Annotated in this window: 10 protein-coding genes; 7 read left to right on the plus strand and 3 right to left on the minus strand. The window is 57.5% G+C overall.

All coding sequences use genetic code 11. From position 1 onward, the window contains the following. Entirely contained in the window at window positions 1-1,494 is a 1,494-nt protein-coding gene (locus OHL21_RS17165; RefSeq protein WP_263418513.1) for a TolC family protein, read from the minus strand. Between the two features lie 215 nt (window positions 1,495-1,709). Between OHL21_RS17165 and OHL21_RS17170 the strand changes: the two genes are divergently transcribed. The 5 genes from OHL21_RS17170 to OHL21_RS17190 all read left to right on the plus strand — a co-directional run bounded on the left by OHL21_RS17170 (window position 1,710) and on the right by OHL21_RS17190 (window position 9,569). Beyond that, the gene (locus OHL21_RS17170; RefSeq protein ID WP_263418514.1) at window positions 1,710-2,795 is read left to right on the plus strand and encodes a Gfo/Idh/MocA family oxidoreductase; all 1,086 of its coding nucleotides are present in this window, start codon (window positions 1,710-1,712) and stop codon (window positions 2,793-2,795) included. Between the two features lie 13 nt (window positions 2,796-2,808). After that, window positions 2,809-4,026, plus strand: coding sequence for a bifunctional glutamate N-acetyltransferase/amino-acid acetyltransferase ArgJ (argJ, locus tag OHL21_RS17175; RefSeq protein ID WP_263418515.1), 1,218 nt, complete (start codon window positions 2,809-2,811; stop codon window positions 4,024-4,026). Window positions 4,027-4,218: 192 nt separating this feature from the next. Next, window positions 4,219-6,897 carry a pyruvate dehydrogenase (acetyl-transferring), homodimeric type gene (gene aceE, locus OHL21_RS17180; protein WP_263418516.1) on the plus strand — a complete coding sequence of 893 codons (2,679 nt, stop codon included), beginning with the start codon at window positions 4,219-4,221 and terminating at the stop codon, window positions 6,895-6,897. 112 nt (window positions 6,898-7,009) lie between these two features. Then, window positions 7,010-7,636: a thiamine pyrophosphate-dependent enzyme gene (locus OHL21_RS17185; RefSeq protein ID WP_263418517.1), complete on the plus strand. Its 627-nt coding sequence runs from the start codon at window positions 7,010-7,012 to the stop codon at window positions 7,634-7,636. Window positions 7,637-7,658: 22 nt separating this feature from the next. Continuing rightward, window positions 7,659-9,569, plus strand: a complete 1,911-nt coding sequence (locus OHL21_RS17190; protein ID WP_263418518.1) for a capsule assembly Wzi family protein — start codon at window positions 7,659-7,661, stop codon at window positions 9,567-9,569. Between the two features lie 64 nt (window positions 9,570-9,633). On the opposite strand, the gene OHL21_RS17195 is transcribed toward OHL21_RS17190, so the two are convergent. Beyond that, the gene (locus OHL21_RS17195; protein WP_263418519.1) at window positions 9,634-10,596 is read right to left on the minus strand and encodes a UDP-glucuronic acid decarboxylase family protein; all 963 of its coding nucleotides are present in this window, start codon (window positions 10,594-10,596) and stop codon (window positions 9,634-9,636) included. A 39-nt stretch (window positions 10,597-10,635) separates the two neighbouring features. Next, window positions 10,636-12,024: a UDP-glucose dehydrogenase family protein gene (locus OHL21_RS17200; protein ID WP_263418520.1), complete on the minus strand. Its 1,389-nt coding sequence runs from the start codon at window positions 12,022-12,024 to the stop codon at window positions 10,636-10,638. A gap of 323 nt (window positions 12,025-12,347) precedes the next feature. On the opposite strand from OHL21_RS17200, the gene OHL21_RS17205 reads away from it, so the two are divergent. Together OHL21_RS17205 and OHL21_RS17210 are read left to right on the plus strand one after the other, a co-directional pair. Next, window positions 12,348-14,402, plus strand: a complete 2,055-nt coding sequence (locus tag OHL21_RS17205; protein WP_263418521.1) for a GumC family protein — start codon at window positions 12,348-12,350, stop codon at window positions 14,400-14,402. An 8-nt stretch (window positions 14,403-14,410) separates the two neighbouring features. Beyond that, window positions 14,411-15,409, plus strand: a complete 999-nt coding sequence (locus tag OHL21_RS17210; RefSeq protein WP_263418522.1) for a polysaccharide biosynthesis/export family protein — start codon at window positions 14,411-14,413, stop codon at window positions 15,407-15,409. The last annotated feature ends 8 nt before the right edge of the window (window positions 15,410-15,417 follow it).

Genomic DNA, 15,417 nt, shown 5'->3' on the forward strand with positions numbered 1-15,417 from the left:
TCACTTTCCTCCCACGTAATCTTTGTAGTTCGTCTGCGCTACACCCAAAGCACGCGCCAGCTCCAGCTTGGCGAGGTTGTGCTGATACAGCGCACTGATGTACTGATCGTTTGCCTGCGCGGACTGTGCCTGCGCTTGCGACACCGCAAGGTTATCGCTCACTCCGGACTTGAACCGCTCCTGAGCTTCGCTCAGAGCCTCATTCGCCGTAAGCACGTTGGTATGCGTCGCCTCTACCAGCTTCGCCGCGGACTGAATATCCAGAATCGCCGTGCGAATGTCCTGATTGACCTGCTGCACCTTATCGGAAAGCTGAGCCCGTGCCGTCTGGTAACTCGCGTCGGCTACTTCTTCATCGCCGTGAGTCTTCGCAATCTGAAGCAGAGGAGCCTTGACATTGCCGCTCGCCGTATAGGTCCCGTGTGAGTGGCCTGGCGTAGGTCCGATGTCGCCATAATCACCGCTCACAGTTACAGCCGGAAGCTGCTGCGCCCATGCTGCCGTCTTTTGGGCCCCCGCACCTTTCAGTGTCTCTTCAGCAGCCGCCAGATCCTTCCGGTTCTTCAACGCCTGCTGGAAAGCTACATCTGCATTCAGATTCTCCAGCGGAGCGAACGGAGCGGTATCCGTAAGCCGGAACTCCTGTTCCAGCGGCAAGCCGATCGTGCGTGCGAGAGCGAGTTTGTCCTTTGCCAGATCGTTCTTCGCCGAGATCAGCTGCTGCTGTTGGTTCTGGTAGTCCACCTGGGCCCGCAGAACATCGAGCTTCGGGCTCGTACCGGCATCGTGGGCAGCTGTAGCCTGATCCAGGCTCACCTTCGACGAGTCCACCTGGGCCTGCACGCTCTCCACGCGAGAGGCATCCGCGATGCATAACAGATACGCATTGCCTACCGTCAGCGTGACCATGTCGCGGGCATCTTCCGCGTTCAGCTTCGATGCCGCGAAGTTATGCTTCGCAGCCAGATAGTTCTCCAGCGACTGAACATTGATCACGGACTGTGACAAGTATCCGCGGAAATCGAAGACTTGAAATGGTCCGACGATCGGGCTCACACCGGGAAAGCTCAGGCCGAACGCCGCAAGGTTAACCTGCTGCACGTTATAAGTCGCCTCACCGCGTGCTGTTGGCAACAGAGCCTGCAGCTCCTGCAGCCGCTTGCCTCCGGACTCTTTCACCGAAGAGGTTTCCAGAATCAGTCCAAGGTTGGTCTTCAGTCCACGTTGGATAGCGTCACCGAGGCTCAAATCGAGCACCCCGTCAGTGGCTTTCCCTTCGACGACTGAGCCCTTGAAGTTGTCTTGCCCGCTCGTCCCTGTCGTGCTCCGCGACTGCTGTTGCAGCACACCTTGTGCCGTCTGCACCGCCGCGGCGCCGGAACCCGGCGAAGTATTACCGCTACCTGAAGGCGCCACGCCGCTGCGCGATTGCTGCGCACCGAGGGCTCCAGCCAGGAGCATCGCCGGCAAAATCAAGATCTTTCTCTGCGCCATTGTCCTCATGCTAATCGCAACCGCACCTCACACCTTGCCGGTCTTGATCCGCCGGCCTTTTCTTACGACTGGAACGGTTGTTCTTTCCTTTGGATGCAGCCCCCTGCGCCGAACGCTTCAAAAAAGTTGCATTTCACCTTCCATTCCGCCGAATCCCTCTGACATACCAACCTGGCATCTTGCACACAGGCCCCTTTCCCCTGCACCCTATACCCATGATTCGCACCGGACTCATCGGCTTTGGCCTCGGCGGCCGTGTTTTTCACGCGCCCTTTATCTCCGTTACCCCCGGCATGGAACTTACCGCGGTTGTGCAGCGCGGCCCGTGGAAGCAATCCTTCCCCTCGGCCTCAGAACAGTATCCAGGCGTCCGCATCGTCAGCTCCGTCGAAGAACTCCTTGCCATTGAGGAGCTCGACCTTATCGTCATCTCTACGCCGAACGAATCTCACTTTTCTCTATGCCACGCCGCACTCTCCGCCGGGAAGCACGTCGTCATCGACAAACCTATTACGACCTCATCCGAGGAAGCGAGGCAGCTTATCGACCTTGCCGAATCGAAGAACCTCATCTTCGCCCCGTTCCAGAACCGGCGCTTTGATGCGGACTTCCGTACAGTCGAACGTATTCTGGACTCGGGCCGTCTCGGCCGCCTGGTTACCTTCCGCGCTCACTTCGACCGCTTCCGCCCCGGCATTCGTCCGAATACCTGGAAAGAGAGCGGCGCCCCAGTCAACGGCCTGCTCTTCGATCTCGGTCCTCACCTCGCCGATCAGCCACTTGCACTGTTCGGTAAACCGGACTTCGTCACCGGCTCAGTCCGTACAGACCGCGACAATTCTGCGATTGAGGACGCCTTCGACATTCGCCTCGACTATCCACGCCTGACGGTTCATCTCTCGTCGAGCATGATCGCTGCCTCCGCTTCGCCGCGTTTTCTGTTGCACGGTACGGATGGCAGTTTCGTGAAGTATGGTCTCGATCCGCAGGAGCCCGCCCTGCTCGCGGGCCAGCAGCCCACAGTGGACGGAGAATGGCTCTGCGAACCGGAATCGGCCTGGGGCACCCTGGTTCTTGCCGATCCAGCATCCGGCGGTACGGTTTCTGAAACTGTTCCATCTGAGACCGGCGACTATCGTCTGTTCTTCGCAAATGTACGCGATGCCATCACAGGTAAGGCTCCGCTGACTATTTCAGCTATTCATGGCCTGCGCATCATCCGTACTCTCGAACTGGCCCGCCAGAGCAGCGCGGAAAAGCGTTCCATCCCGTTTACCGAAGATGAATGGAATTACAGGTAAACTCAACCGAGTAATGAACGAATCACAGCCTTCCTCACTTCCTGCCGGCTTTCTGTGGTCTGCCACGAAAGCCGGTATAAAGGCCTCCGGGAATCCCGATCTGGCCCTGGCTCTAGCGCCCGAAGGCGCGACCGCAGCCGCAGCTTTTACCAGCAATCAGGTAGTCGCTGCTCCCATTGTTATTGGGAGGCAGCATATCGCCGCCTCCGATGGCCGCGTCACGGCGCTGCTGGTGAATGCAGGCAATGCCAACTGTGCTACCGGCCAACAAGGGCTGGATGCCTGCGTCACATCCTGCGATACGCTGGCGGCTCTCGCCAATTGCGGCAGCGAAAATGTCTTTCCCTCTTCCACCGGCATCATCGGGGTTCCCCTCCCGGTCGAGAAGGTTACCGCCGCTCTCCCCACCGCCTTCGCTGCTCTTGCCGGAACCGAAGAGGGCGCAGACAGCTTCCGCCGCGCCATTATGACGACGGACACCAAACCGAAGTCGGCACGCGCCACAGTGATCTATAAGGGCAAGTCAGCCTCTATCTTCGGAGTCTGCAAGGGAGCAGGCATGATTGGCCCTCAGCTTGGGCCGCCGCACGCCACCATGCTGGTGTACTTGTTTACAGATATCGCCGCCACGCCTGCTCAGCTCCGCGAAGCCCTGGGACCGGCGGTAGAAGCCAGCTTCAACTCGATCTCGATCGACGGCGATACCTCCACAAACGACACCGTGCTCCTGCTTGCCTCCGGCGCCAGTGGTCTGACACTGGACTGCGACACCACGGATGCCTTCCGGAGTGCTCTGAACCGGGTCACCCAGGATCTGGCTCACCAGATCGTCGACGACGGCGAAGGCGTCACACATGTGGTGACGTTGCACATCACCGGAGCTGCCTCGGTTGCAGATGCCCAGGCGATCGCTCGCACGATCGCCAATTCTCCGCTCTGCAAGACCGCCTGGTCCTCCGGCGACCCGAACTGGGGACGCATTATCGCGGCTGCAGGCCGTTCGGGAGTCATCTTCGACCCTGCGCTAGCGTCGATCCATATCGGCGATCAGCCTGTCTTTGAAGCAGGCACCTGCTCTCCTCATTTCGATGAGGCTGCCGCACATGCCGTCATGCTGCAGCGCGAGTACACCATCTTGCTGAATCTCAATGCCGGCCAGGCCGAGACTCGCTTCCTGACCTGTGATCTCACGCACGAGTACGTCAGCATCAACGCCGACTACTCCACCTAGTAATTCCCCTCACTCCGCTCCCGGAAACCCGGGAGCGGACCTCATCTTTCCCTTCTTCCTGTAAGTACCCCAAAACTTCGCACATCCGTGCGGTGATCGCACGGGAACGGTGACGCGCGTATGGGTAACGGTTTATCGTGGTAGGCGGCAGGCTGATATCCGCCCAAACTTCTACTTATAGGGGTGCCCCGAATGTCCACGAAGCTTGATAACCCACCGGCGACCGCCAATCCGGATTTCCTGGCTGAAGTTTCCGAGTGGATTGAAGCATTTGACGAGCTCGTCGTCGCCGAAGGTCATGAGCCCGCCGCCGAGCTGCTGTCTGCGCTGAAACAGCGCGCTGCTGAAGCCGGCGTGGCTGCTACCGGTGAACTGACGACCCCGTACCGTAACACCATTCCCGCCCATGACGAGGTTCCCTATCCCGGAGATCGCAGTCAGGAGCGCCGCGTCGAGGCCCTGATCCGCTGGAACGCCATGGCCATGGTGCACGGCCAGAACAAGAAGGATGCCGGCATCGGCGGTCATATTTCGACCTACTCCTCGCTCTGCACGCTGCTTGAAGTCGGGTTCAACCACTTCTTCCGAGGCAAGTACGGCGACCAGCCCGGCGATTTCATCTACTTCCAGGGCCATGCCTCGCCTGGCGTCTACGCCCGCGCCTTCCTCGAAGGGCGATTGAGCGAAGACCACCTGAAGAACTTCCGCCACGAGCTCCGCGACAAGCCTGGTCTATCCTCGTATCCCCATCCATGGCTGATGCCGGAGTTCTGGAACTTCCCCACCGTTTCCATGGGCATCGGCCCGCTGAACGCCATTTACCAGGCGCGTTTCATGCGCTATCTGGAGAACCGCAACCTGATCCAGAAGACCGGCCGTAAGGTCTGGGCCTTCGTCGGCGACGGCGAATCGGACGAAGTGGATACCCTGGGCGCAATCGGTCTTGCCTCCCGTGAGAAGCTCGATAACCTGATCTTCGTCGTCAACTGCAACCTGCAGCGCCTGGACGGTCCGGTCCGTGGCAACAAGCGCATTATCGACGAGCTGGAAGGTGTCTTCCGGGGCGCCGGTTGGAATGTCATCAAAGTGGTCTGGGGCGCGGACTGGGATGAGCTCTTTGCCCGCGACTACAAGGGCCTGTTGCTCAAACGTATGGAAGAGTGTGTCGACGGCGACTTCCAGACCTTCAAAGCCAAGGGTGGCGCCTATCTTCGCCAGCACTTCTTCGGTAAATATCCGGAGCTGCTGGAGATGGTTGCCGACAAGACGGATGAGCAGCTTGCCCGCCTGCACCGCGGCGGTCACGACCCGGCGAAGATCTTCAACGCCTACAAACGCGCGACCGAGTACACCGGCGGCCCGACCGTCATCCTGGCCAAAACCGTCAAGGGTTATGGCCTGGGAACGACAGAAGCTCGTAATGCGAGCCATCAAGAGAAGAAACTCACCGATGAGGGTCTGGCGGCCTTCGTCAAGCGTTTCGATATTCCTGTATCGGAGCAGACCGCCAAGGATGCCGGTCTCTATCACCCCGGACAGGATGCTCCGGAGATCCAGTACATGCAGGCTCGCCGGAAAGAACTTGGCGGCTATCTGCCGGTTCGCGAAGTTCCGGCACTGAACTTCAAGGCACCGACACTCGACTTCTTCAAAGAGTGGATGGCCGGCAGCAAGGGCCGCGAGGTCTCCACCACGATGGGCTTCGTCTCCATGCTCCGTTCCCTGCTCAAGGAGCCGAACTTCGGCAAGTATGTTGTGCCGATCGTTCCTGACGAAGGCCGCACCTTCGGTCTGGAGTCTGTGATCAAGCAGGTAGGCATCTATGCCTGTGAAGGCCAGAAGTACACGCCGCACGATGCAGACATGCTTCTGAGCTATCGCGAAGAGAAGGATGGCCAGATCCTTGAGGAAGGCATTACCGAGGCGGGCTCGATGGCCAGCTTCACCGCCGCGGGAACCGCCTATTCCAACTACGGCATTCCTTCGATCCCGTTCTACATGTACTACTCGATGTTCGGGTTCCAGCGCGTCGGAGACATGGCCTGGGCATTTGCGGACTCTCGCGGCAAAGGTTTCCTGATGGGCGGGACGGCTGGACGCACCACCATGCTGGGCGAAGGTCTACAGCACCAGGACGGCCACTCTCCCGTGCTGGCAAGCACCGTCCCCACCTGTCTGAGCTATGATCCTGCCTTCCTCTTCGAGATGGCGGTCATCATTCAGGATGGCCTGAAGCGCATGTACGAACAGGGCGAGAACGTCTTCTACTACATCACCATGTACAACGAGGACTATGTTCAGCCTGAAGCGCCGGCAAATCTGGACATCAACGGTATCCTCAAGGGCCTGTACCTGTACCAGCCTGCTGCCGGCGAAGCTACGGTGCAGCTCTTCGGCTCGGGGACCATCCTGAACGAGGTGGTCAAGGCACAGCAGATTCTTGCCGACGAGTACAAGATCCAGGCAAACGTGTGGTCCGTGCCCAGCTATGTCGAGCTTCGCCGCGATGCACTTGCGATTGAGCGGTGGAATCGCCTGCACCCAGCAGAACCGGAAAAGAAACCGTATCTGCTTGAGGCTCTCGGCAACGCCCAGGGTCCGATCGTCGCTGCCTCGGATTACATGAAGGTCATGCCGGATGCTCTGGCGCCATGGCTTGGCCAGCGTCTAGTCGCTCTTGGGACGGACGGCTTTGGCCGCTCTGACAATCGTGAGTATCTGCGTGCGCACTTCGAGATCGGCGCCAAGGATATCGTCGCCGCTGCGCTCTCCAAGCTCGTTCGCGACGGCAAGGTGAAAGCCAAAACCGCGCTCAAGGCGTTTGCTGATCTCGGTATCAACACCGAGAAGAAGGACGCTGCTCGCGCCTGAGATCCACTATCATCGGTAAAAGCCCGGCTGTCGCCGGGCTTTTGCTTGCCATGCACAAGCACCATCTTGCTCTTTTGGCGGTGTGTGCTACCTTGCAGAGAAACAGGTCGAAATGTCTGCCGCTACTTTTGAAAACCCACTGATTCCTAATCAGCGTCTCAAGCAGCTCTACAATGCCATGCGCGATCTGCGCTCCGGCAGCAAACGTACGCGCGGCCTGGAGGCCGGCATCGCGGCTACGGCGAATCACCTGCGGCCGCAGGACACGATCGCTGCCTCCGCGGGGCTGGCACCGGCTGTCGGCATCGTGCAACAAAGCAGCGGCAATCTTCTACCCAGCACGCTGGATGCCGCGCAACAGTTCGCCGCTGCACATGGCGCCGCCTTTGCGAACATGCACTTCACTCCCGGCTCTGTGGCTGTGCTCTATCTGGATAGCGCACTCCCTGCCGGATGTGAAAGGTTCATTGAAATGACTGCGAAGCGCGAGTTACCGGTGCTGTATCTCCAGCTTCCAGGACAGAACCCTCATCCTTCCGTGGCGAAGCATAAGATCCCGGTTATTCCTGTTGATGTACACGATGCGGTCGCATGTTACCGCGTGGCACAGGAGGCGTTTACACGCGCTCGTACACTGCATCTGCCCACATGGATCAGCTTCCAGCAGATTGGTCATGAAGATTCTCTCGACACAATGCGCGCCTATCTTAAGGCCAAAGGCCTGCTGGCGCGTTCGTGAGCACGGGTAAACTGAGAGCAGCATGCGCCGCTTCCCTATAGCACTCTCCCTCGCTTTCGGTTTCGTCGTTTTATATTCCGCAAGTGCGCAGCAGAATGATCCGGCGCAGCAGACCCTTCCTGCGCAACAACCGGGCTACAAACAACAACAGGAGACCAATCCGCCGGCTCTTCCTCCCTATAATCCCGATCAGAAGCAGGTCCCGGCGCTCCCACAACCTCAGCCGGTATCTCCTCCTGTCGTTGCGCCACAGCCAACAGAGACACATCCGTTCACGGCGCGCAATCAGTATGGGCCACCGGCAACGATCCGCAAGATCGACTTCCTGGGATCGGTCTACATCCCGGTCGATAGCTGGATCTACCCAGCCATGCTGCGTCTGCACACATTCGGATATCTGAACACGGCGTTCATCAGTATGCGGCCATGGACCCGGCGCAGCGCGATCAACATGCTGGTTGATTCAGAGCAGGACATTCGCGCCAGCGACAACGAAGAAGCGAAGGCTATTCTGGATTCGCTGCTTCATGAGTTCGATGCGGAGCTAGCCGCGAACTTTGATGGAATCGGCGCGGTGAATGGACTTTATTCGGCGTACACCCGCCTCGGTTATATCTCCGGGCCTGTCCTCCGCGACAGCTTTCATCTGGGCCAGACCGTCAGCAATGACTATGGACGTCCTTACCAGAGCGGCTTCAACAACATCATTGGATTCTCTACGGTCAATGAGATCGGCCGGCTCTCGCTGTCGGTGCGCGGAGAGTACCAGCACGCGCCGTCCGCAGATGGATACAGCTACGCGCTGGCGCAGCAGCTCGCGGCGATCGACAGGATTCCGTACAACGGATTCAATCGCCCCCAAAGCACGATTCCTGAGGGTCCTATCTCCGCAACGAATACGTTTCGAATTCAGGAAGCAAATCTCTCGTTTCACCTTGCCAAGCACGAGTTCTCGTTCGGAAAGTCCGATGCCTGGAACGGTCCGGGGCTAGGCAGTGCGTTCTCCTGGACCAACAATGCCGAGAATATCTATTCCTTCCGCATCAACCGCGTCGAGCCCATGTATATTCCATTCATCCGCAATGTCCTGGGACCTCTTCGCTATGACATCTTTGTCGGCAGCCTGAAGGGACACACGTATCCGAATTCTCCGTGGGTCCATTCCACTACTTTCAGCTTCGCGCCCACGAAGAACTTCCAGTTTGGATTTTCCCGTACCGCGATCTGGGGAGGTAAAGGGCATACGCCCATCACCATCCACACATTCCTTAAGAGCTTCTTCCATTTCCAGGATACGAATGACGCTGAAAAATTCTCCCGCTCCGATCCGGGAGCTCGTTTCAGCATGTTTACGGTCTCGTGGCGCCTTCCCGTTCCGAAGCACCTCGTGACCTTCTATCTCGATTCCATGGTGCACGATGACGTCACACCGATAAGCGCACCGCATCGCTCTGCAATCCGTCCGGGGATTTATCTGGCGCAGCTTCCCTATCTCCCTAAGCTTGACCTGCGTCTCGAGGGCGTCAGCACCGATCCTCCGGTCGTCAACAGCGGAAACGGCGAGTTTATGTACTATGAAACTGTTCAGCGTCAGGGTTACACCAACAAAGGTTTCATTATGGGAGACGCCATCGGCCGTGAAGCCAAAGGAGGCCAGGCATGGCTTACATGGCACTTCTCCGGCAATGAATGGTTGCAATTGCAGTACTTAAATAAGAAAACCGCTAAAGACTTTGTCCCCGGCGGCACGACCCAGAATCAATTTTCCGTCAATCTCGTCAAGCGCTTTGCCAAAGAAGTGGAGCTGAATGCGACCTTGCAGCACGAGATTTGGAAGGCGCCCGTCTACAAGCAAGGCCAGCAGAACAATACACTGGTCCAGTTCCAGCTCACCTGGTATCCGCGTCTGCGTCAGGGACTCGGCATGCACTAGATAGACAAATGGTTAAACAGAAAGGCCCACGCGCATGAAGTGCATGGGCCTTTCTTCTTTTACGTTAGATAGAAGCTGCGACCTTTTCGGCCTCGACACAGCTTTTGAAATACGGCAGCGAGAGTCCAAGCCCCTCATGCAGCATCACCTTAGGTTCCCACCCCAGCAATGTCTTTGCCTTGGTGATGTCCGGACGGCGCTGCTTGGGGTCGTCCTGAGGAAGTGGCTGGAAGCTGATCTCACTCTTCGAGCCCGTAATAGCCAACACCTCTTTGGCACACTCCAGGATCGTCCACTCCACCGGATTGCCGATATTCGTTGGCAGGTGCTCGTCGCTCCATGCCAATTTAACAATTCCGTCGATCAGGTCGGAGACATAGCAGAAGCTGCGCGTCTGGGACCCATCACCGTAGATCGTGAGTGGCTCGCCGCGAAGTGCCTGCATCATGAAGTTTGAGATGACACGTCCATCATTTGCCTGCAGACGCGGACCATAGGTGTTGAAGATACGCACCAGGTGCGTATTGACGCCGTGGTAGCGCTCGTACGCAGCAACGGCAGCCTCGCTGAAGCGTTTAGCTTCGTCATATACGCTGCGCGGGCCAATTGGATTGACGTTGCCCCAATACGTCTCTACCTGTGGATGCACAATGGGGTCTCCATAGCACTCCGAGGTAGAGGCATGAAGATATCCAGCCTTGTATTTCTTCGCCAGTTCCAGTGTGTTAAGCGTGCCGGCAGAACCAACCTGCAGCGTTTCGATGCCGAGACGCATGTAGTCGGCTGGGCTGGCAGGCGATGCCATGTTGAAGATGTAGTCGAACGGGCCAGGATCGAAGCTCTGGCAGATGTCCTGCTCGGCAAAAGAAAACCGTGACTCGCCGGCAAGATGGGCCAAATTGGCCATCTTGCCGGTCGCGAGGTTGTCGATGCCGTGCACGTCATGCCCTTCGCTCAGAAGCACATCGCATAGGTGCGATGCCAGAAATCCTGCGGCTCCGGTGACAACAATGCGGCGTTTGCCCATGCTTTTGGGTCTTCTCCTTGTGCGCGTTACGTTCGAGGTTTAGTGGGCTGGATGAGCCGAGGGGCGTCCAACACTGGTGTAGTGGAAACCAGCCTCAGCCATCGCTTCCGGCTCGTACATATTGCGGCCGTCCACAATGATGGAATAGCGCATCGACTTATTCAGCCGCGCCAGATCGAGCTGGCCGAACTCCGCCCAGTCGGTAAGGATCAATAGTGCATCGGCATCGTTTGCCGCTTCATAGGGATCGCACACATACTTGCAGTTCGGCCCCTCAGGCAACTCAAGCTTAGCGCGGCCCATGGCAGCCGGATCGAATGCCGCAATCGAGCAGCCCTCGGCCAGCAACGTCTGTACCAGATCAATCGCCGGACTCTCGCGGATATCGTCAGTGTCCCCCTTGAAGGCAAGTCCGAGCACCCCCAGCTTCTTGCCGCGCAACGTCCAAAGGGTAGAACGAACCTTGGCGATAAAGCGCTTCTTCTGTTGCTCGTTGATCCGCTCGACCTCTGCCAGCAGATTAAAACCAAGGCCCATCTGCTCAGCCACCGAGCGGAATGCCGAAACATCCTTCGGGAAGCAGGAGCCGCCGTAACCAATGCCAGGCCGCAGGAAGCGGGGTCCGATACGCGCGTCCAGCCCCATGCCTTTTGCTACCTGCTCGACATTTGCGTCAGCTTCCTCGCAGATATTGGCCACTGCGTTGATAAAGCTGATCTTCAACGCCAGAAAGGCATTGGAGGCATGCTTGATGATCTCCGCGCTCTTGGTTGAAGTAAGAAGAATCGGGGGGAGTTCCTCTGTATTGCAGATACCTTTAATGTGCCCATCCTGCTTGTAATAGGCGCCTTCCGTCAGAGGAGCATAGATGGCTTTGAGAAGCTCGGCCGCACGTGGACTGTCAGAACCGACGACAATCCGGTCTGGATGGAGGAAGTCCTCAACCGCAGTGCCTTCGCGCAGGAATTCGGGGTTTGATACGACATCAAAGAGGTGCTTATCCACTCCATTGCGCTCGATGACCCGACGGATCCACTCATTAGTGTAAACAGGCACAGTGCTCTTCTCGACAATGACCTTATACCCATTGATGGAACGTGCGATCTCAGCCGCAACAGCTTCGACATAGGAAAGATCGGCGTCGCCCGTCTCGCTTTGCGGCGTTCCTACAGCAACAAATATGACATCCGAGTTCTTAGTGGCTTCTCCCAGGTCGGTCGTAAAGGTGACCCGGTCATTTCGATACTTACCCAGCAGTTCGGGCAAGTGGTTTTCGTGGATCAGCGTGTCGCCGCCCTGTAATGCCTTCACCTTGCGCTCGTCGTTGTCGACACATACGACCGAGTGCCCGATCTCAGCGAAACAGACCGCCGCCACCAGCCCCACATACCCTGAACCGACTACTGCGATGCGAACGTTTTGCGCCATAGGCTCCCTATCAAAATTTGATCTACTGGCTCCAGTCTAGGGCATGGCGGGGCTTTTTTAATCATTTGCAGCACTAGATGCAGTACTTTTCAAATTCCATGAACGTAGGGTCTCGGTTAGACTGAATACACATGGGTCCGCAAAATCCTCAGCAACCTCTCCCGCCGACGACGGATTACCGTGCTGCTGCGTCTGCACCAACGGATGCATCGCTTTCTGAAGCAATCCTCGTACTGCGAAAACGCCGTTGGGTTCTGCTCATTGCCATTGCAGTTGGTTTAATGTATGGCATTTACCGCTCAGTTTCGCAACCCCGCTTATATGTGGCTACCGGCCGTATTGAGGTGCGTTCGGGCGCCTCGAACGAGTACCGGCTCACGACCATCAGCTCTACGGATACAAGTAGTCATCTCACCACGCAATCGTCCATCCTAAGCAGCGAAACCCTGCTGCTAACGGTTGCTCGCGAGTTGAACCTGAATAACGAACCGGCTTTTCTAGGAGTGCGTCCCCCCGTACCTGTAACATCCCTCGATACGCCGAAGATCCGTCAGGCCACATTAAGCCGGTTAAAGGCGAATCTCACAGTATCGATCGTGACCCATACGAACCTGATCACGATCAACTATCGCAGTCTCGACGCGCACCTGTCGGCTAATATCGTCAACACGCTGATCAAAGACTATATCCAGCGTAGCTACCAGACCCGGTTTAACTCAGCGCAACACGCCAGTCAGTGGCTCACCGGTCAGCTTGATGATCTCAAACAGCAGGTAGAGACTTCACAGGAACAGCTTCTTGAGTTACAACGCCGCCTAGGTTCTGTAGGCGTAAGCATCGATCCGACTCACAGCCAAAGCGAGATTACCTCCCTGATCGACAGCCTCACGAAAGCAGCCGGAGATGCACGCATCAATCGCATCATCGCGGAGTCTCGCTATCGCGCGCTGGCCCAGGCGGACCCTGCTTCGATGGAAGGTCTGATCGATGCAACCCCCAGCATCCAGCCGGCACCGCTGAATAGTTTGCGCAGTGAGCTTGCTACAGCCCGTGCGCACTTTGCGGAACTGACATCGCAGCTTGGTCCGAACCATCCCCAGGTCAAGGCAGCCAAAGCGCAGATGGATGAGCTGAGCACCGAGATCAATACCGAGCAGGGACGTCTGCTCAATCAGGCAAAACAAACGTATCTCGCCTCCAAAGCCACCGAAGAGCAGACCCAGGCCGCACTCGAAGCGCAGAAGGCCGATGCCTACAAACTACGCGACGAATTGGTCGAATATACCTTGCGTCAGCGTGAGTTCGAATCGGGACGACAGCTTTATGACAGCCTGCTGCAGCGCTTGCGTGCGGCGGGTATTCAGGCGGGTCTCGAATCCCTGGAGATTGACGTCGTCGACCAGGCGCTGATTCCGGCAGCGCCTACGCTGCAGTCAGCAACCACCATCATTATCGTGACGCTCCTGTTCAGCCTGTTCGGTGGCATCGTCATTGCCTTCCTGCTTGAGAGCCTCGACACAGGCCTGCGTACGATTGCTGAAGTAGAAGGCATCACCGAACTGCCGGCACTGGCCATCATCCCGCGGTCACGCCGCACCGTCAGCGAATTACCTGCCGGTATGAGCGTCTCACAACTCAATATGGGCGTGCTCACCATGCCCAAATCTCAGTTCGCTGAAGCCTTCCGTTCGCTTCGAACCTCTATCCTGCTGGCCGACACGTCTCATCCTCCCCGTACGATCCTGTTTACCAGTGCTACGCCGTCGGAAGGCAAGACAACCTGCTCCACAAACCTGTCCTGCATTCTGGCTCAACGCGAGACCAGGGTGCTTCTAATCGATGCCGACCTTCGGCGTCCCAGCGTCCATCATCGTTTTGGGTTGAATGGCAAGGTCGGTCTCTCTACGGTACTGAGTGGAGCGACCAGCCTGGATGAAGCTGTGCAACAGGTGGCTGACGTACCGAACCTTGACATTCTGGCCAGCGGCCCGGTTCCTCCCTTCCCGACCGAGATGCTCAGCTCAGAAGGCATGACGCATCTCATTGAGGACGCGAAGACGAAATACACCCATGTCGTCATCGACTCTCCCCCGGTTCTTTCCGTTACAGATGGTGTAATCCTTGGCCGCCAGACGGATACCGCCGTACTCGTCATTCGCCACGGCAAATCAAGCAAACAGGTCGTTCGGCGCGCAAGAGACCTTCTCATCCGTTCTGGTATCCGAGTAACTGGTTTTGTGTTGAACGCAGTCGATATCAACTCGCCTGAATACTATGGCTACTACGGCTACTCGGGTTACTCCTACGCGAACCTCGACTCTGACACGTGGGAGACAGCAGCAGCCACACCCAAGAAGCGTCAGGGGGAAGGAGAGTGAAACTGACTATGCCGTTTCTCAAGGTTAAGATCGGATCTCCGCTTCTGCTGGCTATCATCATGGCCGCAGCGGTTCCCTCGACTCGCGCACAATTCGCAGGCCCGGCACCCGGGAATGATAGCGGTGTGAATCATCCGCTAAAGATCACTACGGACCCAGCTCTCCTCTTCCCCCCGGAGCGCGAACCAACGATCGCCGGCGGCGATTTGCTGATGGTTCATATCTACGGAGCCACGGACTACAATCCGACAGCTCGTGTTTCCCTGGATGGCTCGATTGCCCTTCCTCTGGCCGGCGTCATCCGCATACAGGGATTAACGCTGAGCCAGGCTGAACACGCTATTGCCGAGCACCTGGTTGCGGGAGGGATGTATGTTGACCCGCAAGTTTCGATCCAGGTCATGGAAACTCCCAATCAGATCATTACCGTTACCGGTGAGACGAAGGGTCCCACAGGTATCGTGCCGGCATTGGGACGACGGCGTCTTCTTGATGTTATTGCAGCAGCCGGAGGGCTTCCTTCCACAGCAAGCCATGTGGTCACCGTTCTGCGCCCCGGCCAGGATGCGCCTCTGGTGATCGATCTCGGCAATAACCCGGCGAACGGCGCCATGGCAAATGTGCCCCTCTTCGCGGGTGACACTGTTGTCCTCGCAAGAACTGGCGTGGTCTATGCTCTTGGAGCGTTCAAGTCGCAAAGTGCGATTCCACTCGTCAGCAACTCGCCTCTCACGGTGTTGCAGGCAATCACGATTGCAGGCGGTCCGAACTATGAAGGTAAGCGTGAGGATACCCGCATTATCCGCACAGAGGGAACACGCCGCATTGAGGTAAAGGTCAACATGGCTCGTGTGATTGCAGGTAAGGATCCCGACCCCGTCCTGCAACCGGATGACATCCTTTACCTGCCAACAAGCGCCCTCAAGGCCGCAATTCGAGCAGGCGGTATCGCTACTCTGATGGGTGTTGCACAGCTTTCGTCGTATATCACCCTCAACCAGCGCTAAACACCACG

The sequence above is a fragment of the Terriglobus albidus genome (genome assembly GCF_025685425.1).
GTDB classification, from domain to species: domain Bacteria; phylum Acidobacteriota; class Terriglobia; order Terriglobales; family Acidobacteriaceae; genus Terriglobus; species Terriglobus albidus.